General features: G+C 45.6%; 18 protein-coding genes. 8 read left to right on the forward strand and 10 right to left on the reverse strand.

What is annotated here, in order from left to right:
- Positions 1-289: 289 nt before the first annotated feature.
- The 6 genes from rapA (at position 290) to LHL20_RS17015 (ending at position 9,027) form a co-directional block, all read left to right on the forward strand.
- Entirely contained in the window at positions 290-3,133 is a 2,844-nt protein-coding gene (gene rapA, locus LHL20_RS16990) for an RNA polymerase-associated protein RapA (RefSeq protein ID WP_226434152.1), read from the forward strand.
- Entirely contained in the window at positions 3,133-3,843 is a 711-nt protein-coding gene (locus LHL20_RS16995; protein ID WP_226434153.1) for a pseudouridine synthase, read from the forward strand. Before rapA ends, LHL20_RS16995 begins: the two co-directional genes overlap by 1 nt.
- A 135-nt stretch (positions 3,844-3,978) precedes the next feature.
- A complete protein-coding gene (locus LHL20_RS17000) occupies positions 3,979-4,863 on the forward strand; it encodes a DUF3530 family protein (protein ID WP_226434154.1) in 885 nt (294 codons plus the stop codon).
- Between the two features lie 142 nt (positions 4,864-5,005).
- Positions 5,006-5,329: a hypothetical protein gene (locus LHL20_RS17005; RefSeq protein WP_159624169.1), complete on the forward strand. Its 324-nt coding sequence runs from the start codon at positions 5,006-5,008 to the stop codon at positions 5,327-5,329.
- A gap of 72 nt (positions 5,330-5,401) precedes the next feature.
- Positions 5,402-6,742: an AmpG family muropeptide MFS transporter gene (locus LHL20_RS17010; protein ID WP_226434155.1), complete on the forward strand. Its 1,341-nt coding sequence runs from the start codon at positions 5,402-5,404 to the stop codon at positions 6,740-6,742.
- Between the two features lie 119 nt (positions 6,743-6,861).
- Complete coding sequence (locus tag LHL20_RS17015; RefSeq protein ID WP_226434156.1) at positions 6,862-9,027, forward strand: response regulator; 2,166 nt, start codon at positions 6,862-6,864, stop codon at positions 9,025-9,027.
- Between the two features lie 27 nt (positions 9,028-9,054).
- Here the strand turns inward: LHL20_RS17015 and LHL20_RS17020 are convergent, their stop codons facing one another.
- From LHL20_RS17020 to rppH, 7 genes are all read right to left on the reverse strand, one after another.
- The gene (locus tag LHL20_RS17020; protein WP_226434157.1) at positions 9,055-10,041 is read right to left on the reverse strand and encodes a sensor domain-containing diguanylate cyclase; all 987 of its coding nucleotides are present in this window, start codon (positions 10,039-10,041) and stop codon (positions 9,055-9,057) included.
- A complete protein-coding gene (locus LHL20_RS17025) occupies positions 10,038-11,054 on the reverse strand; it encodes a response regulator (RefSeq protein WP_226434158.1) in 1,017 nt (338 codons plus the stop codon). The genes LHL20_RS17020 and LHL20_RS17025 overlap by 4 nt, the downstream gene beginning before the upstream one ends.
- 9 nt (positions 11,055-11,063) lie before the next feature.
- Complete coding sequence (locus LHL20_RS17030; RefSeq protein ID WP_159624177.1) at positions 11,064-11,897, reverse strand: thymidylate synthase; 834 nt, start codon at positions 11,895-11,897, stop codon at positions 11,064-11,066.
- An 18-nt stretch (positions 11,898-11,915) separates the two neighbouring features.
- Positions 11,916-12,719: a prolipoprotein diacylglyceryl transferase gene (gene lgt / locus LHL20_RS17035; RefSeq protein WP_226434159.1), complete on the reverse strand. Its 804-nt coding sequence runs from the start codon at positions 12,717-12,719 to the stop codon at positions 11,916-11,918.
- A 4-nt stretch (positions 12,720-12,723) separates the two neighbouring features.
- Positions 12,724-13,530 carry a sulfite exporter TauE/SafE family protein gene (locus LHL20_RS17040; protein ID WP_226434160.1) on the reverse strand — a complete coding sequence of 269 codons (807 nt, stop codon included), beginning with the start codon at positions 13,528-13,530 and terminating at the stop codon, positions 12,724-12,726.
- A gap of 118 nt (positions 13,531-13,648) precedes the next feature.
- Positions 13,649-15,940 (reverse strand): phosphoenolpyruvate--protein phosphotransferase, encoded by a 2,292-nt coding sequence (gene ptsP / locus LHL20_RS17045; protein WP_226434174.1) that lies wholly within the window; start codon positions 15,938-15,940, stop codon positions 13,649-13,651.
- Positions 15,941-16,033: 93 nt separating this feature from the next.
- The gene (gene rppH / locus LHL20_RS17050; RefSeq protein WP_159624226.1) at positions 16,034-16,576 is read right to left on the reverse strand and encodes an RNA pyrophosphohydrolase; all 543 of its coding nucleotides are present in this window, start codon (positions 16,574-16,576) and stop codon (positions 16,034-16,036) included.
- Positions 16,577-16,689: 113 nt separating this feature from the next.
- On the opposite strand from rppH, the gene mutH reads away from it, so the two are divergent.
- A complete protein-coding gene (gene mutH / locus LHL20_RS17055; protein WP_226434161.1) occupies positions 16,690-17,367 on the forward strand; it encodes a DNA mismatch repair endonuclease MutH in 678 nt (225 codons plus the stop codon).
- Between the two features lie 11 nt (positions 17,368-17,378).
- Here the strand turns inward: mutH and LHL20_RS17060 are convergent, their stop codons facing one another.
- Complete coding sequence (locus LHL20_RS17060; RefSeq protein ID WP_226434162.1) at positions 17,379-18,449, reverse strand: DNA mismatch repair protein; 1,071 nt, start codon at positions 18,447-18,449, stop codon at positions 17,379-17,381.
- A gap of 31 nt (positions 18,450-18,480) precedes the next feature.
- A complete protein-coding gene (locus LHL20_RS17065; RefSeq protein WP_202263431.1) occupies positions 18,481-19,986 on the reverse strand; it encodes a CYTH domain-containing protein in 1,506 nt (501 codons plus the stop codon).
- Between the two features lie 206 nt (positions 19,987-20,192).
- Here LHL20_RS17065 and LHL20_RS17070 point away from each other — a divergent pair, with 206 nt between their 5' ends.
- A complete protein-coding gene (locus tag LHL20_RS17070; RefSeq protein ID WP_226434163.1) occupies positions 20,193-20,795 on the forward strand; it encodes a TIGR04211 family SH3 domain-containing protein in 603 nt (200 codons plus the stop codon).
- 53 nt (positions 20,796-20,848) lie between these two features.
- Here the strand turns inward: LHL20_RS17070 and putA are convergent, their stop codons facing one another.
- Complete coding sequence (putA, locus tag LHL20_RS17075) at positions 20,849-24,646, reverse strand: bifunctional proline dehydrogenase/L-glutamate gamma-semialdehyde dehydrogenase PutA (protein WP_226434175.1); 3,798 nt, start codon at positions 24,644-24,646, stop codon at positions 20,849-20,851.
- Between the last annotated feature and the right edge of the window lie 453 nt (positions 24,647-25,099).

Raw genomic sequence — 25,099 nt, forward strand, 5'->3', positions numbered from 1 at the left:
GGACGCCGTTTGAGAGCCTTATGGTTATGCTACGACAACTTTCTCTTCAAGAAGCATTGTGCAGTGTAGTCAAAAATCCTTGCGAAGTGCGATTGGCAGGGAGAGTGGTTGGGCACCGCTGGCCTTCAAACGGCAAGGATGCCGTTTGAGAGCCTCATGGATGAGTTCATGCGTGCCAGTTGTGCCCAACCACTCTCTCTAAGCAACAGATAATCAAATAAGCTAGTATTAATGACTTATCACAACGCAATGCGTACAATACCGCCCCCGCAAAAAAGGTTGGTGATTTATGAGTTCAGACAGTCAATTTTCAGTAGGTCAACGTTGGTTAAGTAATACCGAAACAGAGCTAGGTTTAGGCGCCATTATCGGTGTCGATTTTCGTTCTGTAGAAGTGCTTTATCCAGCCACTGGCGATGCGCGAATGTATACCAAGCAAGAAGCGCCATTAACACGACTTATCTTTGAAATTGGCGACACGGTAAAAAGCCAAGATGGCTGGGAAATGACCATTACCGAAAAAGAAGAAAGCCAAGGTGTTTTTATATATCACGGTCTACGTGAAGATACTAAGGCTCAAGCACGTTTACCCGAAACCATGCTTGATCACCACATTCGTTTGAACCAACCAGAAAAGCGACTATTCAGTCAACAGCTTGACCACCCGAAGTGGTTCGACTTGCGCGAGCGCGCTTTGGATTACCAATACGATTACCTTCGCTCAAGTACTATTGGCCTAGCTGGCGCGCGTATATCACTTATTCCGCACCAGCTTCATATTGCCTCTGAAGTGGGTGGTCGCCATGCGCCACGTGTATTGCTAGCCGACGAAGTAGGCTTAGGTAAAACCATTGAAGCAGCACTCATTATCCACCAGCAATTAAAAACAGGCCGTGCAGAACGCGTGCTAATACTGGTACCAGATTCATTGGTACACCAATGGCTGGTAGAAATGCTGCGTCGCGTTAATCTGCCATTTTCAATTTACGATGAAAGTCGCTGCGAGGCATTAGAAGCCAGTGAGGCGTCTGACGAAGGCGACGTTAACCCCTTTGAAAACGATCAGCTTGTGTTATGCAGTATCGATTTCTTGAGCCAAAGTGAAAAGCGACAACAGCAAATTCAAGCCGCTAGCTGGGACCTAATGGTTGTCGATGAGGCGCACCACCTTGCATGGTCAAGCGATGCTCCTTCTGCAGAATACGTGTGTGTAGAAGCCTTGGCGAATAAAACCCCAGGGGTATTACTGCTTACTGCAACGCCCGACCAACTAGGCCACGAAAGTCATTTTGCACGTCTTAGACTACTCGACCCTGCTCGCTTTCATAGTTACGATGCTTTCTTAGAAGAAGAATCTAAATACAGCCAACTCGCCGATGCCGTAGCACCACTTTTATCTGATGCAGAGCCGAATGATAAACAGCGCAACAAGCTTGCTGAATTCGCGCCTGATGTTATGGAACACGCAGGTGATTTGTCTGATTCAAACAATCGACACGCGCTTTTGCATCAACTCATTGACTGCCATGGCACGGGGCGAATGCTATTTAGAAACCGTCGCGCCAATATCGAAGGATTCCCAGAACGTAAATTAATCGCCTACGAGCTTGCTCTCCCTGAAGTATACTCAGATGCCGTTTTTGGCGGCGACCTTACTTACTCGCTCTATCCAGAGCGAATGGCTAGTGTCGTTAACAGTTGGACCAAGCACGATCCGCGAGTTGCGTGGCTACTCGACTTCATGCAAGACGTTAAGCCAGAAAAGATCCTACTTATCTGTGCTAGCGCCCGCACCGCACAAGAGCTAGGTGAAGTGATTAGAACTCAAACTGGCATTCGTCATAGCGTTTTCCATGAAGGCATGAGTATTGTAGAGCGCGACAAAGCGGCGCACTACTTTGCAGATGAAGAAGAAGGGGCGCAAATACTGTTGTGTAGCGAAATAGGTAGTGAAGGTCGTAACTTTCAATTTGCACATCACTTAGTACTGTTTGATTTACCTATAACACCGGACTTACTTGAACAGCGTATTGGTCGACTAGACCGAATTGGCCAGACCCAGACGGTACAAATTCACGTGCCATATTTAGCCAAAACCGCACAACACGTGTTGCTTGACTGGTACCATGAGGGGCTCAATGCCTTTGAAAAAACCTGTCCGACAGGCTCAGGCGTATTTGACGATGTGAAGCCACTGTTGATTGGTGCATGCTTACACCCTGATGATATGGCCGCCCGCGACGAACTTGTCAACATGAGTATTACGCTTAACAGCCAGCTGGTAGCACAACTTGAAGCCGGACGAGACCGTTTGCTTGAGCTTAATGCCTCGGGTGAAGGACGTGTCGAACAATTGCTTGAAGATATAATTACGTTGGATAGTGAGCAAGATTTATCGCGCTTTATGGGGCGTGTTTTCGACGCCATAGGCGTTCAACAGGACGAAAAAGGTAACGACTGCTTCATCCTTATGCCAACGGAATCCATGGTTAGCCAGTTACCAGGACTCGATCCTGAGGGCATGACAGTGACGTACAAGCGCCGTGTGGCTACTACACTAGAGAACGTGCAGTTCTTAAGCTGGGACCATCCGCTAGTGCATACTGCAATTGATGTGGTGCTTACCGATGTGCACGGCAAGAGTAGTATGGGCTTCATCGCTGAACCTTCGCTGCCTAAGGGGGCCTATTGGATAGAAGCGCTTTTTGTATTGCACGCGCAAGCACCAAAAGCACTTCAATTAGGTCGCTTTTTACCGCAAACACCAGTAAGAGTGTGTCTAGATGCGCAAGGCAAACCGTCTGATTTAAGTTTTGATGTAAAACGCAAAGTAGGCCGAAAAATATCAGCACAGCTAATTAAAGCGCTACAACAGCCGCTTGAATTAGCGATAGAAAAAGCGCGTAAACTTGCACATCAAGAAGCAAACCAAAAGCAGCACGATGCGCTAGCAACTATGCACAATACGCTAAATGACGAGATTCAGCGATTAAGAGACCTTAAAAAACGCAACCCGGCAGTGCGCGACAGTGAAATAGAATTTATCGAAACCCAAATGAATGCGTTAGATAAAGTTATTCAAGAAGCTGATGTCCAGCTAGACGCACTGCGCATAGTGGTGAATAACCCTTAATGGCAAATCCAAGTTTTGTGTACAAACCACCCATGATGCCTTATCTCGATTTCCTTTATCGAGATGAGGACATCGTTGTGGCACATAAACCCAGTGGACTATTAAGCGTACCGGGCAAAGCAGCTGAGCACAAAGATGCGTTAATCACTCGGGTCAACGCGGTATTACCTACTGCAACGGTGGTACATCGACTCGATATGGCCACATCGGGCATTATGGTGATGGCATTGAACAAAGATAGCCATCGCCATATCTCCAAGCAATTTGAGCTTAGAAAAACAAAAAAGCGTTACTTTGCCAGCGTCTATGGCCATATCGCTCAAGATAGCGGCGAAGTAGATTTGCCGTTAATTTGTGACTGGCCTAATAGACCAAAGCAGATGGTTGATTTTGAACGGGGCAAACACGCGTTAACACACTTTGAAGTAGTTGAACGCACATATGATACAAACGGGCATCCTTTTTCACTTGTTGCGCTTTACCCCATTACCGGGCGCTCACATCAGCTGCGGGTACATATGCTAGAACTTGGTCACCCTATTTTGGGTGATAGGCTTTATGCACATGACAGCGCTTTGGCTATGGCTTCACGCTTGCAGTTGCATGCCGAGAGCTTATGCTTTACGCATCCATCTACCAAGCAATGGCTCAATTTTCAATGCCCAGCGCCGTTTAGTCATGTTCGCGCCCAGCCACTTTCTCAAGACTAAATCACGCTAGGAATAAACGTTGGGCAGCGAACTATTCGCGATATTTGTATTGCAGATATTTATCATTAGGCCGATACACCGTATGTAGACTAATTTAGTTAACGCGCTTTTTTCGTTAGGACTGGTTCGCAAACAATGACTAAGCATTTATGCTCGCTTCTATTTTTGATGATACCCTCCGTGTATTCATCTGCCGCTGTAGGCGACTTTTTTACCGATATTAGCCATGCATACTTACCCGGTCAGGTGAAAGAAATTATTGCTGGCGACACTATTTTGCCCATTGTCGAAGTTGACGCTCATACCCCCTTGCCGTTGGGAACTGCTATTATCATTAGTGAATTGTCTCCAGCGGGATTAACGATGGGACAGGGCGACCTGTTGGCTGAAAAACTGGCCGAAAAAGGCTGGAATGTGGTTATCAGCCCATTTGAGCAACCGTTACACAATGACGCTCAAACCACTTCGCAGGTAGAAGGCGAGAATTCGCCAGCTCAATCTGACGATGTAATGACGACGAGCACAGACATCCATCCTCGAAGTAATCAGCTTACTCAGCATCTCGATTTTGACGACACAAAAAATAAGTTGTCCATGCAACTAAACGCACTTAACAACTATCTTCAAGAGCGACAAGGTTACCGACTGGTTATCGCGCAAGGCATGCTGGCAGCGAGCTTTTTGTCACTAGCAAGCACACAACCGGCACTTCACCCTGACACATTTGTCGCTATTTCCCCATTTTGGCCAGATTCCACAATTAACGACTTAGTCGTTGATAATATTGCCCAATCAGACTTTCCGATCCTAGATCTTGCTGTGGGCAACTACAGTAAGTGGGCATCAAGTACCGCAGCACAGAGACGAGTAAGTGCAAAAAATGCACTAAAACTGCATTATCGGCAGGTTGAAATATCGGGCTCACCATTAGTCTTTAGTATAAAGTCAGAACAAGAAAGCTCTTATATTCATACACTTACAAACACCACTATTGGCTGGACACGTCATCTAGGCTGGTAAATCTCTGTTCTAGGGATTACGCTAAATTAATCTAGAAAACAATTACCTAAAGAGTAAACGCACTACGCAATGGCCTGCTGACGAGCAGTAAGATTGTTATGAACTATAATACTTGTATAACGCAAATACGGTTGGGCACCTCGTGACTGTTCAAGATTTCGTAGATAGTAAAGCGAAGCAACTGTGTTTTTATTTGAAAGCATTCTGGCAAGGGGAACTTCCCGCAGAAGAACTCGAACTCTTTTTTTGGGACAGCATGGAAGAGTGGGGCCAGATTGATTACACATTAACACAGCCATACACGCCAAAAGAACGTGTTTTTTGGCATCTATTACACCAAGTGCATTATTGGAATGGTGATAAACTTGAAAACGACAAATACCTCTTCGACGAATTAAGCAACTGCGTTAACTTTCTTGAAGGATTGGGGCATTGTCCTTTAGATTGTGTGGGTGTTCGCCCCTAACCCACACGTTCCCCTCTCTTGCCGCAATAAAAACCATTCTCTAGGTTGCTTATCATCAATGTTCATGGCTCAATGGCATTTTTGCATACTCGCCAAGGGCTAACTTATTTGTTCTCTGCATTAAACACCTATAAAGACAAACGCTTTCTGAGTATTTTTTGTTTCGGAATATCCAGTGGCTTTCCATTGATAATGATTGGCTCTGTGCTCTCTGCTTGGCTCAAAGACGAAAACTTATCACGTTCTGCAATTGGGCTATTCGGCATTATCTTTGCCACTTATTCGTTTAACTTTATATGGTCGCCTTTACTGGACAAACTAAAGCCACCTTTTTTAGGGCAACGCCGAGGCTGGATAATGGCCATGCAAGGCGCAATTGTTGTGTGCTGCCTTGTTATGTCTCAACTGAGTGCTACTACTGATTTATTTTATATTGCACTTGTAGGCCTTTTCATCGCAATTGCCTCTTCCACACAAGATATAGCCATTGATGGCTTTCGCATAGATACCATTGCAGAGAATGACAAAGATGGTATGTCAGCGGCTTCTTCTGTCGCCACAGCAGGATGGTGGACAGGTTACGGCGGCTTAGGTGCGATTCCTTTTTATCTTGCTGACTATACCGCTTACACGTGGCCTGATATCTATCTACTTTTAGCGGTTATGATGCTTCTGCTAATGGTTGCGACATTACTGACCAACGAGCCAGAGATTGATAGAAAAGCACTTTTAAGCCAGATAATGCACGAAACTGGCAGTGGCGTTCTATATTGGTTTCGAGCGACATTAATAACGCCTTTCTCAGAGTTTTTTAGTCGAAACGGCGTAAAACTAGCCGCCTCTTTCCTGTTATTTATATTTTTGTTCAAGATTGGTGAAGCATTTTTGGGACGTATGAGTATCGTCTTTTACAAGGAGATTGGCTTTTCAAATAGCGATATAGGTACGTACTCAAAACTGCTCAATTGGTGGGTTACTATTGTATTTTCGCTTTTGGGCGGCCTGGTTAATATCCGTTACGGCATTTACAAAGGGCTAATGATTGCGGGCATTGCCATGGCGGCCTCTAACCTCATGTTTGCGCTAATTGCACAGACAGGTCCATCAACGGGCTTATTAGCAATAACCGTGATAGTGGATGGTTTTACAGGTGCGTGGAGCACAGTCGCTATGGTGGCGTTTATATCGTTACTTTGCAATCGTGCGTTTAGCGCGACGCAGTATGCGCTTATGGCCTCATTAAGTGTCGCTGGACGCACACTGGTGGCCTCAGGCAGTGGATTTGTTGTTGATGCCCTGGACGGTAATTGGAGCCTGTTTTTTATTGCTACGGCCCTCATGGTCATACCCAGCTTGTGCTTTCTATATAGCATTCGCGAAAATATAAAAAAAGTCGAATATTCAAATAACTAAGTGTTAATTTTTTACTCATAACCTTGCAAGTAAACATAAGTTATCTACAGTTAATGAAGAAAGAAATATTCATGTTCTGTTAACTCGTTGATATAGCAATGCCACTGCAAGGAAGTACTTTGGAAACGGAGAAGCTTAGTTATTCACACAAAAGGGTCAAAAACACCCGCCACGAGCGTGCTCTGTCGAAAGTAAAGGTTGCGTTAATTATCATTGCACTTGTCACGCTCGCCTCACTTACTCACATACTGAACCAACAACAGCGCGCGATTTCAGCGTTGAAAGAACACAGTGCGTTCGAAGATGCGCTAATTTCAACTGAGCAACAGATCAATCGTTACCAGTACAGCCAGAATTTTGACCTTGTAGCGCCTTTACAGGAAAACTTACTAGCCACTTACCAACGGATAGCAGTGCATTTTGCTCAAGAACAGAAAATTATGTTCGTTGAAAATGAACTCTCTTTTGAAGACTTTGAGAGCAAGCAACGCAGCTTAATGCGAGAAGTAAACCATAGTGTTATTCAAGATACTATGCTTCAACTCTACACTTTGGCTGTACTTCCCTCTGAACAAGCCGCCCAATTGCTTAACACAGTATTTACGCTTACACCGTTAATCGATGCTATTCAAATTCAAGAGAGCGCACTTCAAAACCAAGTATCGACAATTAGGCAACAGATGCTGCTTGTACTCATTTTTTCGGTTATTACTTTAGCATTGATTCAAGTGATGGCGTGGCTGTTTAGCAAAAACCAGCCTCATAAACCTGCTTCGCAGTTACATCGTTCAGCGCTTCGCGTGTCTTTTGCTGATAAAGAGCAGCATCATCAAAAAGAGTTTATTCAACTTATTAGTCATGAGTTTCGTGCACCTATTAGCGTAATTATCAGTGCACTAGAGCTTATTCCCAATATGGAAGCACAGCGCAGTCGACTTATTCAGCAAGCTGAGCAATCAAGCTATCGGTTACTCAGCCTGACCAATAATTTGACCGAGTTACTTTCAGACAACATAGAGGACGACTTACAGCTTCAATCAATTGATTTGATAGCACTATTAGATGAGTGTATTTCCCCCTTTTCAATTCAAGTGAAAGACAAGAAAGTAGAGTTGAATATGCACTGCAGCCATAGTGTGCCGCATTTTATCGAATCTGACCCTGTTGCTATTACTAAAGTCGTTACCGCCATTTTAGACAACGCGGTAAAATTCACTTCATCTGGCCTAATCGACGTCACCATTACAACGCTGGTAAAACACCAAGGTATTTTCCTTGTTGTTATTATCAGTGATACTGGTATTGGTATTGACGACGACACGCAAATGAAAATGTTTGATCGCTTCTACCGCGGAAAACATGCTACTACGCATCGTTATCCTGGCGCGGGTATTGGCTTATCGGTGGCCAAGCGCAGTCTTGATAAGCTAGGTGGTTCATTGAGTGTAAATAGCACTGTAGGGATCGGTAGTGAATTCAAGGTGCATATTCCTATCAAACCGTTGGAAACACCTATCATTGAGGTATCTTCTCCGTCTAATGCAAAATTTGCTGTAGTCGATGATCTGGAGATCTCACGTCTTCATTTACAATCAATCATTACCTCGCAAGGCTTCAGCGCACGTACCTTTTCATCTGGTGCTGAATTGATTAACCTTCACGATGAAGTACTGCAGTTCAGCGCTATCATTGCCGATTTATACATGCCGGGTATGACAGGCCTTGAGTTAGTTAAAACCCTCTCAGCGATTTACGGCGAGCGCGTCCCCCCTGTCGTCGTACTCTCTGCTACTCCCGATATTGCCAATATCATTGCTAACTCCGATTTACCCATTTATCAAAGTTTCGTGAAGCCCATTGATAAACAGAGACTTGTCGACACGCTGCATAATTTAGCCATGAATAAAACGAAGATAATGGCCCCCGTTACACGAGCAAACATACTGGTTGTTGAAGACGAGCCAATTAATGCGGAAATGGTGGAGCACATGTTGACATGTATGGGGCATGCCGTGACTATCTGCTACAACGGTGACGATGCCATTATTCGCGCAAATGAAAGCGCGTATGATTGTGTTCTGCTCGACATCAATTTGCCCGATTTAAGCGGTTTAGAAGTGGCAAAAATATTACGGGAACGCAATCCAGACCTCCCTATTATTGCACTTACTGCCAATGCACAGCGAGACGATAAGGAAGCCTCATTAAGGGCTGGAATGCGCTATCACCTCGTCAAACCCATTACTTTTCAAGAGCTCAAAAATACGCTTAAACTTACCATTTAAGCGCATTTTTGGTGTTTTGATGTTTAGTTAAAGCGTTACCGATTCAAATACGCGGTGCTGATTTCTGCCGTTTTGCTTGGCTTCATAAAGGGCTTGGTCAGCCAGTTCAAGCCAGCCCATTGCACCTTTAATGTTGGAATCAAACTCCGCCAAGCCTAAACTGATGGTAAATCGAATGGTTTTTCCTTCATGCTCTACTTCTAAGCGCTGAGCGAACTGACGAATGCGTTCAGCCACTACTTTTGCATTGTCCAACGCCGAGTCGGTCAAGATGATGGCAAACTCTTCACCACCGTAACGACCTGCTAAATCTGTCTCGCGGATGCAACGCTTGATCAGCGCAGCGAGCATTTTAATTACTTTATCGCCGGCTTGGTGACCATAGGTATCATTAATACGTTTAAAGTGGTCTATATCCAGCATCATTGCTGTGCTTGGCTTTCCGCGGCGTTTACTCAACTTGAACACTTCATCGAAGCGTTCTTGCCAATAGCGGCGATTGTACAACCCAGTTAGGCCATCGACGCGACTTGCCGTTTTTAACTCTTCGTTTAAGTGCTCCATGCCGAGTTTCCCCAACGCCTGCTCTGTCACATCGTAAACCAACATGCAAAACTGCTCGACATGGCCCGCTTTATCGACAATAGGGAACATAGTCACGTTCTGGTACATATGATCTGCAGCACAGGTTACTGGGCGATTACATCCAAACTTAAACAAATATGGGCGCTGCTCCCAAATGATAAATACGGGGCTTTTAAGGTTAAATACGGGGTCAACCTTGGTACGTAGCCATTGCTCATCAATTTCTGAAAATTGACTAAACAAGCTCTTTCCAACCATATCGACACTGCGCATGCCCCCATGGTTTTCCATGAATTTGTTCCACACTTTCACCTCAAAAGTGCGGTCGAGGATCACAACGCCGACCTCAATAGAATTTAAGAGCTCACTAGGCAATGCCGTTGAATCAAATAAAGTCGCCGAGTTAAATGAATCTGTTGGGATGCTCATAGACTGTCCTTGTCGTCGTTGAGAAGTCGAGAGTACAGTTGATTAATGGCGTCACCGGGAAACAACAACAGCAAGTCAAACGAGATATCTCTTGCCTTTATTGCATATCCTATTTCGATGGCCATAAGCTTTCCCCATCGATGCACGTTATCACTTAACAACGTCGACAAGCCTTTGTGCTGCCCTAATAACACAGGGTGCGTGTGACTAAACTCAACGTTTAGCTGTTCAGACAACCCATTTAAGCATGCCCCTATCAGGATATTCGATACATCCATCAACGCCTCAAGCGCAAGGCTGGCGGGAGACTCAGAGGGAGGATACTTCAGTAACTCTACAATATTTTGCGAGTTTGTATCATTGAAAATCACCAGTGCTTCGCCACTGATACCTTCACTGACAAACCCTTTTGATACCGCTGACACACTGTCGTTGCGATTTATCTCTGCCACAGCCATTGAAAGTTCATTACTTTCAATTAAGTTAACATTGGGAATGGGTAAGTCGATAAACTCGCCGAGTAGCTCGGCAAGACTCTCCCCTGCGCGCCCCATGGCAATATTTACCATTTCACGGCAAGCATCTAACTTGTCTTCATCCGATGTGGCGCTGTCTTGTGTATGAGCCGCCGTTGAGTCAGCCTTTCCGCTATAAATACCGTACGACGATAAAATATGGGTCAGTTTTTCGTTGTCTATTGGCTTGCGTATAAAGTCGAGTGCCCCCAACGCAAGCATGCGCTCTCGCGCTTGCGCCTGAACATCACCTGATACCACAATGACTAAACACGGCAGGTCTTCCTCTCGGATAACTTCCATCGTTTGGTAGCCATCCATCACGGGCATATTTAAGTCCAAGAACACAACGTCGCCCTTACCTTCACGAATGAGCGTAAGCGCTTGATTGCCATCTTCGGCAAATGAAATATCCACATCCCAACCATCGGGTATACTGCGCGCCATTTGGCGTCTTGCGAAGCCCGAATCGTCGCAAATTAAAATAGGAGTACTCATAGTAGCTCCTTATATCGCAACGGGTGCTTTGATATGCGGATGTGACTGGTAATTTTTGAGTTCGAAATCTTCAAATTTAAACCCAAAAATATCTTTTACTTCTGGGTTAATAACCATAGTGGGGCGTTCAAATGGCTCGCGGCTTAACTGCAACTCCACTTGTTCAAGATGGTTCGAATACAAGTGTGCATCACCTAGCGTGTGGATGAAATCACCCGGCTCTAAGTCACAAACCTGTGCCATCATCATGGTTAACAGTGCATAACTTGCAATATTAAAAGGCACACCTAAGAAAATGTCGCCACTGCGCTGATACAGCTGACAGCTAAGCTTCCCATCTAAAACATAAAATTGAAAAAGCGTATGGCATGGCGGTAATGCTTGTTTACCCATGGCCGCATTTTCTTTTGGTGAGTAATTGGTATCCGGTAGCACTGCGGGGTTCCAGCCGCTAACAATTAATCGTCTTGAGTCTGGATTCGTTTTTATCTGCTCGACGACTTCAGCTATTTGATCGACAGAAGTACCATCTCCTCTGTCCCAGCTTCGCCATTGATGGCCGTACACTGGGCCCAACTCGCCCTCGTCAGTGGCCCACTCGTCCCAAATACTTACGCCATTTTCTTTCAAATACGCAATATTAGTTTCACCTTTTAGAAACCACAATAGCTCATGAATGATGGATTTAAGGTGACACTTTTTGGTGGTCACCAGCGGGAATCCTTCCTGGAGGTTAAAGCGCATTTGGTAACCGAAAACACTCAGTGTTCCAGTACCGGTTCGATCTTCCTTTTTCACACCCGTATCACGTACATGGCGCATTAGAGCGAGATATTCTTTCATCGTTATTCTTATATTTTTTTACTGTTCAACACGGTCTTTCTTGAGCGTATACGCACGCACTATTAATCCTATTCCTAAAGCAATCATAGGTAAACAAAGAAGTTGCCCTTGGCTTAGTCCCATTTGATATAAGCCAATATGTGCGTCGGGCTCTCTAAAATACTCCACAATAAAGCGGAAGCTGCCATACCCTAATAAAAACAAGCCACTTACCGCACCAACGGGGCGTTTCTTAGACGAAAACAGCCACAAAATTATGAATAACAGTACGCCTTCAAGTGCAAATTCGTATAGTTGAGAAGGGTGTCTGGGCACATTGCCAGCATTAGGGAAAATGACGGCCCACGGCACATCAGTAGTACGTCCCCACAACTCAGCATTTAAAAAGTTACCGATACGCCCAGCCCCTAATCCAATTGGCACGAGGGGCGCAACAAAATCGCCCAACTGTAAAAACGTGGTATTCATGCGCTTAGCTTGCCAGAACAAGGCAGCCAATACGCCCAGCAAACCGCCATGGAATGACATCCCACCCGCCCAAATCTTGAATAGATAAAGCGGATTGTCGAGAAACATACCAAATTGGTAGAAGAATACATAGCCAATACGGCCACCTAAAATAACGCCGACAAAACTCCAGAAAAGTAAGTCACTGAGCTGCTCTCGACTCCAGTCAGTCTGAGACAGTCGCTTCTGTGCCAATAGATAAGCGGCGATAAAGCCCACTAGGTACATAAGCCCATACCAGCGAACGCTAAGTGGACCTACACTAAAAATAACGGGGTCGATACTGGGAAAAACCAGATAACTGCTCTGTTCCATTATGTTATTCAATTCCTAAAATCATTCTTATACTGACAAGTACTAGCAAGCACGCAAGCATTGACTTTAATACACGCACATTCACTTTCTGACCTAATTTAGCACCAATGTTCGCCGTGAACATAGAGGTCGCTACAATACCCGCTGTTGCCGGCAAATAAACATACCCTAAACTATGGTTCGGTACGTCTGTCTCATTGAGACCCGCAACGATAAAACTGGCGGTACCCAAAACCGCAATTACCAAACCACAAAATGCAGCGCACCCAATTGCAGCTCGGATATTTACTTTAAACCATACCAATGCAGGCACTAATAGTGCGCCCCCACCAATGCCCATCAGTGCACTTAGGGTGCCAGCTACGGTCCCCACTGCGCCTAGTGTTGCTTTTGAGGCTTCATTATCTGATGCTTTTTGCTTTCCAAAAATCATTTGTGCGGCGATAAGCATAACGAGTACCGCGAACACATCTTTTAACATTTCACCTGAAATATGGCTGGCAATCTGGGCACCGCCAACAGCCCCCACCGCTATTCCCATACCAGTATATAACACAACATTTGGCTGAATATTGCCAAGCCGATAATGCGCAAAAGCTGACGACATACCGGTGAAAATAATCGTTGAAAGCGATGTTGCGATAGCCACTGGCATAACCGCTTCGGTTGTCATTCCTAAAAAATGCACAAGCAAGTATGAGAGTGCGGGCACAATGATGAGTCCGCCGCCAATACCTAACATGCCCGCCAATATACCCACAATGGAGCCTAGTAATAAGCAACTTACTAGGATAACAACCATAGGTTCCATGTTTTGTTCCTTTGAAATGTCGCGCACAAGCGTAACACACACTGCTAAGGAGAGCATGCACCGCTTACACGAATTCAGGTGACCACTTGGTTGTATTTACAGTTTACGCGTTGTACACCTATGCGCCAGCGCGTATAAGTCCGCCTAACCCTTTCGTTTCAAGGTATTCATTTAAATGCGTAAATACCTCTTCTTGACTTACCGATGTGAGTGCCAAAGAAAGTAATTGCTTACACTCATCTAAGGTAACTTTGCGAATTAACCAATTTATCTTTCGCAAGTTAAAGCCATTCATACTTAAACGGCGATATCCCATTCCCATCAGTAACAATGCGCCAGCAGGCTCACCCGCTATTTCGCCGCAAATGGTAACTGGCACCTGGCTTTGATTAGCCTTTTGCACCACGTCATATAGCGCCCCTAACACCGCTGGGTGATAGCTGTTATAAAGACCCGCGACACGGGTGTTATTTCGATCAACGGCCAAGAGGTACTGGGTTAAGTCGTTGCTTCCCACCGAAAAGAAGTCAACATGCTTTGCCAATTGTGGCAATTGATACAGCACTGAAGGTACTTCTAACATGATACCTAGCTTGGGCTTGTGTATTGTTTTATTCTCTGGCGCAATCTCGTCTGATATTTCGTAAAATGCTTGGTTAATTAAACGTTTTGCTTCTTGCACTTCTGACACGGTAGAGATCATTGGCAGCATAATTTGCAGGTTGCTCAAACCTATGCTCGCCCGCAGCATAGCCCTAACTTGCACGAGAAAAATTTCAGGATGGTCTAAGGTAAGTCTAATGCCTCGCCAACCAAGAAACGGATTTTCCTCGTTAATAGGGAAATAAGGGAGCGGTTTATCACCACCGACGTCGAGCGTACGCATCGTAATCGGGAGCTCAGGCGCAGATTCTAAAATCTGACGGTATAAACTCACCTGCTCTTGCTCAGAAGGGAATCGCTCGCGCAGCATAAATGGAATTTCGGTTCTATAAAGACCGACGCCTGCGCCTATTTGACCCGCGTTAAGCTCAACTTCGGCGGATAATCCAGCGTTGATATAGAGCGACATACGGCAGCCATCAATACTCTCGCACGGCTTATCGGCCTCAGCATCAATTTTCTCGGCAATTGCCGACTCTTCTTCAATGAGCTGAATAAACTCAGCTTTAATATTGCGCTCTGGTGAAACAATGACTTCACCAGAGTAACCATCAAGCAGGATTTCTTTGTCTTCAAGCAGTGCTGGCGTGACATTCTGACACCCCATTACTGCAGGTACACCCATTGCTCTGGCAAGAATTGCTGCGTGAGAGTTGTTTGACCCTCTAATTGAAATAATGCCTTTTAGCTTGTCTCTGGGAAATTCGGCCAGCATAGGCGCAGACACTTCATCTGCTATTAGAATACTGGGGACGGTAATTGTTTTCTCTTCTACTTGTTGACCGTTAGCTTCAAATAAAATATTCGCCAAAATACGGTCAGACAGGTCAATAATATCAATAGCACGCTCCTGCATGTAGGGGTCGTCCATTGCCTGAAAACGCGCTGCATAGCTTTCTACAACCATCTTCAATGAGGAAGCGGCATCCCACCCTTGGCGGATCTTCTCTTCGACTTCACGCCCTAAACTATTGGCATCAAGCAAATGGTGATACAGCTGAAATATTGATTTTACGTCATCGGGAATACCGTCATCGAGACGTTTAGATAACGCGTCTACATGGCCTCGCGTTACCTCCACACCTTTGCGGTACAACTGAATCTGGTCGGCGGGCGACTGAGTGCGCTTAACAACCCAGTTTTTCAAGTTAACCGACTTGTCCGGCGACACGCCCTTACCAATAGCGAGTCCTGGCGAACCCGCTATCCCCCGCACATTTTTCTGCTGTGCGATGCTATCGGGTGAAGATGAAAGCGTTAAGGCCCCTCGAATATCTGCGTTTGTGATTTCAAGGGCAAGCTGAGCTGCAAGAGTAACGAGAAATGCCTCTTCGTCTTCACTGAAACGGCGCATTTCTGATTGTTGTAGCGTTATTACCCCTAACACGCGACGCTGATTGATAATTGGCGTGCCTAAAAACGCATTGTAATTTTCTTCTTTAACTTCGGGGTAGTGTTTAAAGCGAGGATGGCTGTGTGCATTAACAATGTTGAGTGGTTCTTCGCGTTGACCCACTAAACCAATAAGGCCTTCTGAGAAGCCAATGCGCACTTGCTCAACCGCATCAGGATGTAAGCCGTCAGTGGCCTTTAAGATAAACTCTTGGGCGTCATAATCGGCAAGATAGATTGAACACGAGTCGACATCTAGCGTTTGTTTGACGCGAGAAGCTAAACGAAATAAGGCAGTGTCTAGCGCAGGAATTTGATTCATTTCCTGCACTATCCGCTTTAATGTGGTTAGCATTGTGCCTGTGTTACGTTGAGTACTCACCCGTTAATCCTTGCTCATACATCTTTCGCGAGTTGGTTAAGCCTGTGAAGGCCGCCGTCCATGCAATCAACCTCGCCTGCGCTTTTTACCACGCTTGCTAGGCATGGGGCTGCTGCGTTGCTGAGTTCGGTGTTGTGCAGATAACACGACCGGTGAAAACTCTTTCATCACCCGCCTATACACATCACGCTTGAACGACACAACGTTGCGAATGGGATACCAATAGCTAACCCACCGCCAATCATCAAATTCAGGATGACCGGTTTTAAGTACATTAACATCTCTCTCGTTACAATCGAGTTGCAACAAGAACCATTTTTGCTTTTGTCCTATACAAACAGGATTACTACCTTGTCGAATTAATCGCTTTGGCAGTTTGTATCTAAGCCAGTTACGGGTAACACTTAAAATAGTGACATCTTTCGGTGTCAGCCCTACTTCTTCGTGAAGCTCGCGGTACATAGCTTGTTCAGCAGATTCCCCTTCATCAATTCCGCCTTGAGGGAACTGCCATGAATGTTGACCATAACGTCTTGCCCAAAATACTTGACCCATTTTGTTGCAAATCACTATGCCCACATTCGCACGGAATCCATCGGCATCTATCACATAGACTCCCGGGCACACTATACTGTTATATGTTTTCATTCTTCCACAAACTATGCTCCAATCATAGTGTTAATATTCATCGTCGATGTTCAATTAGGAAAATAACGTAGTTTATGCAACCTCCAGTGTCTCCCCCCACTTCGCCAGATGACTTACTTGCCCGTTGTCATGCCATTGCTGGGCTTACTCTTGGCGAGTTGGCAGATATGGCCAATGTGGCGATTCCAGCTAACTTGCAGCGCCATAAAGGGTGGCCAGGTATGCTGATTGAAAAATGGCTTGGCGCGAGCGCGGGTTCTAAGCCACAGCAAGACTTTCCAGAGCTTGGCATTGAATTAAAAACCATACCCATTGATGGTCAATTTGCGCCATTAGAGACAACGTATGTGTGTTTCGCCCCACTACTCATGACACCCGGCATCACGTGGGAGACGTCAAATGTGCGCAATAAGTTACAGCAAGTACTGTGGTTACCCGTTGAGGGCGCGAGACATATTCCACTGGCTGAGCGACGTGTAGCTACGGGCTTTTACTGGCGCCCGAGCGAAGAAGAAGATCAACTATTAAAAGAGGATTGGGAAGAGTTGACCGAACAGATCATTACAGGCCATGTCGAGTCAATAACCTCAAGACAAGGCAATGCACTGCATATTCGCCCTAAGGCAGCAAACGGGAAAGTACTGACCGACGCGCTTAACCCTGATGGCGAAAGAATAAAAACACGCCCACGCGGCTTTTACCTTAGAAAGACATTCACCCACCGTATAATGATGAATGCCTTTTTTGCTTGAACACTAGAGCGCTATCGATGGCGAAGGTGCTTCACCAGATAATCACTTAAGAATTTTTCCGAATTAATCCCTACGCGTTTAGCCACTGCCGCCACTTTTGCATCGCTGCGTAGTAACACGTTTTTGGCATACTCTAGCCGGTAGTGAAAAATAAAACGTCGAAAGTTTTTCTTATCAGAAAGGCGCAACGCCAGAGCAAGCGCAGTAGGGTCCATATCGGCTCCCTGACAAAATTGCGCTATGGTGACAAAACGTTCCTTGTACACTTTCGACTCAATAGTGTAACGCTCTGCCTTGGATATTAAACTGCTGATTTCATAAGGGTTCGACTTCTCAGCATCTAACCGCTCATAATCGAGGGGAGATGGCGATGTTCGACGTACAAACGTAAGTGAAAATAGCACCACTAAGATCGCTCCACCTAACATTAGGTGATGAAAACTCTCCCAAAATGGCACAGACAGAAAGCCAAAAGTGGCGGCAGTTACAAGCAAAATACTCATAAAAGCAACCCCTACAAGGCTACCCATTACGCCAGCAAGGCGTGGCGCTTTAAGCTTTTTAATGTCAACGGCTTGTTCAGGCAGATGACGATGGTACAACTGGATTTGCTCAGTGATGAGTATACCGATAAGCAGCACACTAAATCCGGCCAGTAACGACGCGATATACGCGGGCCACAAAAATAGAGGGTCTCCGGTAGGCGAATTAACAAACCACTGTTGTTTTTCTTGTGTGCTGATAAGTAACACGCTTAACTGTAATAGCCCCGTTACTGCCGCAGGCCACCAAAGGCGGCGCCGTGCGCTCGGCTTATCGACTAGCATTGGCTTGATGGCGCGATAGCAGCACGTGACAGCAATCACTGCAAATACTTCAGACAAGCCATAAAGGTAGGCATAATCAATGGCATTAGCCAATCTTAGCCACTCATCAAACATGAATAATGGCCAACATACAAAAGCCCCTACTAGGTAGCGTCGGCTTGTTAAGTTCACTTTAAGAGAAATAAGCCTAAGTAGCCCCGTGCAATACAGTGCTACAAGCATATAAAGAAGATAATTATACATCGTTGCCGTCATTGACACTGCCCGTCCTTGAAACTGTGTCTTACTACCAATAAATATCGCGCTGCATTGCTACTGTGCGCGTACGTTCCATAACTTTAATTAGCGTGGTCAGTTTTTCGGCCGTCCACTTGCGAAGCTCATCATGAGATTCCACTTCTGCATCGTCAATTGACTGCTTAAGCATCAGAAGCGCATTCAACTCGTCTATTCCGGTCAGTAAGTCTAGCCACGGCGCACGAAAGTTACCACGCTCTTCTACAAACAAATCACCGAGTAAAAAACCGCTCCACAGGGTTTGACGCAGTAATATTTCTACCGCGGCATAATTTGCTGGGCCCATGGTTTTACTCAAGGGCATACTTTGCTGTACGGTTTGCCAGCCCTGTGACAACCACCCTTTGGCGTGGTCGAGTACAGGGTGATCATACCCTGTAGCGACTTTCTGCCAAGGCTTATTCTGAATTAGCTTTATCGCGAGCAGTTTAATGTCTGTAGCGTCATTATCAAACAGTAATTTTTCGGGTTCATGGGCGTGCATTAAGCCAGCCTGACGCCCTTGCAAATAGCTCACAATAGCAGGTTGTTTACTTAAGGTTTTGTTGAACAGGCTTTTTTTAGACAATAAATAGCGCAAACTCTGTAAATCGTCTTGCCAACTCCACTTCTGAGCGTGTTCGACTAATTTTTTGTGCAACGATAACAACTCAGGGCATTGTAATACGGGTAAATAAAGCGACACGCTTTGCAGTAACAAGCGGATACTCTTTTCCACTTCGGCAAGCATTTTTATGGCCCCGCTTTCACAAAAAACGTGCTCATGGTGCTGCCAATGCGCTAAGGCAGTTTGCACAGCAAGGCAAAACGCCTCTTCGGTTGATATCGAATCTTCAAGCGCCAGAAAATCAGGCAAGTACCTCACTTTGGCATTAAAACCATGGAGCAATTGATAACCTTGAGCCGCCTTAGACACATCACTTAGCCTAACTGGCATATTGTCATTGATTAGGACTGCCAGCGTGAATAGGCTATTAATGTCGCCTGACATTAATTCCAGCTCAATTTCATTGATAGGCGAACTTGCTTTATCTGTAGTAGCTTCACCACAGTCCAATACAATTTCTACGGTACTTTCCCCTAGGTCCACGACATAGGCGTGACGGGTAAAGTGCGTACTAAACTGCTTTGATAAACTGTCATTTTTGGTGGCGATATCCCAATCTTGTGGCCACACAGATGGCTCAAACAGCGTTAAATCAGGACTGGCGTTATCAAGCGGTACGTTGAACTCTGAGCGTTTATGTAAGCCACCACTCACCACACCATTGGTTTTGAGAGTTTGCTCGTACTGTCCATTGTTTCCACGTACTCTAAAACCCATTTTATGTTGTTGAAAATCCAGTTTACTCGTATCGTAGTAATCATTTTCCAACCGCATCTCTTTATGCGATTTCACATTGATTTGGTGCTTTTCAAAAAGCGGTAATACACGTTGAGAAAATGCTTCATGAGCATGTTCACCGGTGACAAATTTTAATTCTATTTCTGACATGGTTGCGCTAAGCACAGCTTTAGATGCTGACACCTTACCTTCGATAATAGCTTTACGCAATCGCGATACACCGATGTATTCGTGTTGGCAGGTGTTTTTTACTCGACAATAGTGCTCGTACCTTTAAGACAAAAGTGGAACACACTTGCCTTTATTGCGGTCAACCAATACCATCTTGTTGTTTTAAACTCAGAATTGGACTTCATATGATACGAAAGTGGTTAGCAGCAGCCCTTGTTGCATGCTCTTTTCAAGCATTTTCGCTACAGGACATCGCTGATTTAGAAGCATCGTCATCACACTATATAAGAGATGACTTGTTTGTTTTCATGCACACAGGCGCAGGCCGAAACTATCGCATATTGGGCTCAATAGAAGCGGGCACCCCTATTACCGTTTTAGACAGAGACAATGATGCTGAGTTTACCAAGATTACCGACAACGAAGGCCGCACTGGTTGGGTAGAAAGCCGATTTGTGTCAAATACCATGTCACAAGCAGAGCAATTACCGATTATAAGTGAGCAGCTAGCGGATAGTCAGCGCAGTTTACAATCTGCACAATCTGAGAACGCACGACTGCGCCAACAACTCAACGATGCGCGCCAGCAAGTGTCTACATTGACGACAACTAATGAAGAGCAAGCAGCTGAGGTCACTCGCCTTGCTGCAAAAGTTGACAGTGCTAACAAAGATGAGCTTGTAACCTGGTTTACCCGAGGCGGTATGGTGGCAGGCGCAGGTATTTTACTGGGTGTGCTGCTAACCTACTTACCCAAGCGAAAGCGCAGAAATAGCGAATGGATGTAATAAAAAGGCCAGCATAAATGCTGGCCTTTTTTGTCGTTATAGGCGTTAGACGCTTACTCGTCGTCTTCAACCAATGTCATCAGTGAGGTATTGCCGCCAGAGGCAGTCGTATCAATACTAATCGTTTTCTCAGTCATCAGTCGCTGAATAAGATTATCGTTATACTCTGCGGTGATCACAGGCAAAATTGCGCCTTCACGTGATGACAACATAGCGGTAATACGTGCCGTGCGTTCTGTATTAGAATCAACCACAACGCCAGATAGGTCTTCGTCCATCAATAACGTATCAAGATGTGCCAGACGTGCGACTTGGAATAAGCCTTTTGGCGCACCTGTGGACTCGAACTTATTCTGAATTTCTACCGCTTCGTCGTAGAAAATTTCAGAGACTACTGACACGACTGGGTTACCAGTAGATAGCGCCGTTACGATAGAAAGCAACCAATATTCAAAGGTTACGTCTTTATCAGCAAAGCACACCAGAATACCGCGCGGCTCAAGATATAACTTGTTCGACTCGCCCGTTGGGCCAGGTAGCGTTTGTGGTTTCGCGAGTTTTCGCTCAACGCTGGTAAGCTGTTGACGAGCCGTGGCCAGCGTACGATTTAAGTCATCGGCTAACTCATCAACAATGTCTACTTTCGCTATTTTCGCGAGTAGCTGACGCACCATTGATATGCGGTCGTTTAGTGGTGTGTGACGCCACTGCACTTCAACCGCTTTCGCTTTATCCATCATCACGTGAGCGCGTTCTGCAATTTTCTCATCGCCCACCAGAGCTGCATCTGTGGCATCAACATCATCAATATGCGATGGCTTAGGTGTTGCACGTTCTACCATCAGACGAGATAAGTAGTTTGGACCACCCGCTTTAGGGCCTGTACCAGACAAGCCACGGCCACCAAACGGCTGAACACCAACAATCGCACCAATCATGTTACGGTTAATGTAAACGTTACCCGCACGACTCTTTGCGGCTAATTCGTTAGCACGCTCTTCAATACGCGAGTGGATCCCCATAGTAAGGCCATAGCCAGTACCATTAATTTGCGCTAACACCGAGTCTAAGTCTTTTGACTTAAAGCGCACCATGTGAACGACAGGCCCAAATACCTCTTTTTCAAGCACATTGATGTTTTCAATTTCATAGAGTGTTGGCGTAAAGAAAGTACCGCTATCAAAACCTGCCGGCATTTCATTGCGATAAAGTAACTTACCTTTATCTTCCATATATTTCTGATGATCAGTTAAGCTTTTAAGGGCTTTTTCGTCAATCACTGGACCTACATCGGTAGCAAGCTGTGTAGGGTCGCCTACGGTAAGCTCTTTCATCGCGCCGATAAGCATATCGGTAAGATCGTCTGCGATTTCCTCTTGTACGAAAAGTACACGTAGTGCTGAACAGCGTTGACCCGCACTTTGGAAACCAGAATGAATGACGTCGTCTACCACCTGCTCTGGCAATGCAGTAGAGTCGACAATCATACAGTTTTGACCACCTGTCTCTGCAATAAGAGGCACCTGCTCGCCACCTCGCTCAGCAAGAACTTGAGAGATCAACGTACCCGTTTGGGTCGACCCTGTGAACATTACCGCTTTGATGCGTTCATCTGGTAGCAAGGTGTCGCCAACTGCTTTACCCGGTGACACAATGAGTTTTAACGCATCTTCAGGTAAACCAACCGAATGCATAATATCCACAGCGCGCTTGGCGATAATGCTGGTTTGCTCAGCTGGCTTAGCGATGACAGTATTGCCCGTTACTAAAGCGGCGGCTACTTGCCCCAAGAAAATGGCAAGTGGGAAGTTCCAAGGGCTGATACACAGCACCACACCACGAGGAAGTAAACGCTGATCTTCTGCCAGTTCTTCGGCGCGAACGGCGTAGTAACGGCAAAAGTCCACGGCTTCGCGCACTTCGTCAATACTGTCTTGTGCTACTTTTCCAGCTTCACGCATACAAATCGCGATAAGCTCCGCCATGTGACGCTCTAATGCGTCTGCAGTGCGATTTAGAATTTCAGCACGCTCTTTCACATCGCGTTTCGACCAAGCGTCAAACCCTGCTTGTGCTTCATCTAGTGCCGACAGCATTTGCTCTGGTGTGGCGTAGTGATGATAACCCACAATATCTTCGTGATTTGTGGGGCTAAGCACTGGCGTTGCGCCTTCAGGCACATCACCTGTTACTTTGTAGTAGTCCTGCCAACGCTCCAGCTCGTGTTTAAGCGCAGTCACCGCATTGGTATCGGTAAGGTCAAGTCCACGCGAGTTGTCGCGTTCAGGCGCGTACAAACCACGAGGCGTCTTTATCAGCTTGTTATAGCGTACTTTCAAGCGCTGCGTTTTCTCAACAGGATCTTCAAGTAAAGACTCTACCGGCTTTTCGTCATCAACAATGGCATTGACGAACGAAGAGTTTGCACCGTTTTCAAGAAGACGGCGCACAAGATAGGCCAGCAAGTCTTCGTGCTCACCCACTGGTGCATATACACGACACTGAATTTTATCTTGCGTTACCACTTGGTCGTAAAGCGTATCGCCCATGCCGTGAAGACACTGGAACTCAAATCCTTCTTTATCATCTCCTGCTAGTTCAACAATCACAGACGCGGTGTAAGCGTTGTGCGTCGCAAACTGCGGATAAATGGTATCGCGATACTCGAGTAAGCGGTTAGCACACGCGTGATACGACACGTCGGTTGATGACTTGCGTGTAAATACTGGAAATTCTTCCAAGCCAGCTTGCTGAGTAAGCTTAATTTCCGTATCCCAATAAGCACCTTTTACCAGGCGTACCATTAACGGACGGCCTACTTCCAAAGTTAGTTCTCGTAGGTGTTCAATAACGTGAATAGCACGTTTTTGGTATGCCTGAACCGCAAGACCAAAGCCTTCCCAGCCATTGAGATCTTCGTCGCGGAATACGGCTTCGATGATATCGAGTGATAGCTCAAGGCGATCCGCCTCTTCTGCATCAACTGTTAGGCCGATGTCGTATTCTTTCGCCATTATGCACAGGGCTTTTAGACGCGGTGGAATATCTGCCATAGCGCGTTCGCGGTGCGAAAACTCAAAACGTGGATGTATTGCTGATAACTTAACCGAAATACCTGGCGAACGTTTTGGACCGCGACCATTGGCCGCTTTACCTATCACCTTAATTGCTTTTACGTATGCGTCATAATAGCGGTCAGCATCACGCATGGTACGCGCGCCTTCACCAAGCATATCGTAAGAATAGACATATCCTTTGGTTTCTTTTTCTTTGGCGCGCTCTACCGCATCTTCAATGGTCTCGCCCATAACAAACTGGCGGCCCATGACACGCATTGCGATGTTCATTGCGCGGCGAATAACAGGTTCACCTAAACGACCAAGGGTTTTCTTCAATAAACCAAACTGTTCTTTTTTACGTTTGTCGGCATAGTTCACCATGTTGCCGGTGAACAATAAGCCCCATGCAGATGCATTTACAAACAGCGACTCTGAATTACCAAGGTGCGGCGTCCACTGGCCTTGTGATAATTTGTCTCGAATAAGCTCATCTTGCGTTGCTTTATCAGGTACGCGAAGTAATGCTTCGGCCAAACACATCAATACCACACCTTCGGCGGTAGACAGTGAGTATTCATTTAGCAGCGCATCTACACCACCGTGGCCCTCTTGTTCACGACGAATTTGAAGCACCATTTTACGCGCGCGCTCCCAAGCACGACTTCGCGCTCGAGGATTCACCTCTGCAATAGGAAGAATTTGATCCACCGCGACTGATTCGCTAATGCGATAATAGTCTCTTATGCGCTGGCGTAGGGGTGATGTTGTATGAAGTGTGTCGTTAATGAGCATTGCAACCCTTTCATAGAAATAGCTGTAATAAAAAAGCGTTCCCGCCGTGGTTTGATGCGCCACGGTGTCATGGAAGCGGCTAAAAAACAAGCGAAGTCGAAACTCCACAATTACGCATCAGTCTTCTTTTTAACTTTATACTTATGGATGAAGATCACGATGACGCCAAATTCGCGCGGATGTTAGCACACAAAAAACTCCTGCCAAGCTCTTACCAGCAAAGTTTTTGCAAACAAGCCTAAGTAGGCAGTCCACTCACGTTTACACGATGTCTAAGTGATTTAACGGCTAATGAATGTAGGCGTTGAAAAACATAAATTTAGGCAATTTCCACTCCTTAAAACAACGAAAACTTAAAATAGCTTTTATCATTTTCACAAAATCACGCACCAATCGGTGTGGACTAAAAAAAAGCGTCTACACTTAGTAAAAAAATAAAAATCACGATAAGTA

The organism is Alteromonas sp. McT4-15 (genome assembly GCF_020515205.1).
Lineage (GTDB): Bacteria > Pseudomonadota > Gammaproteobacteria > Enterobacterales > Alteromonadaceae > Alteromonas.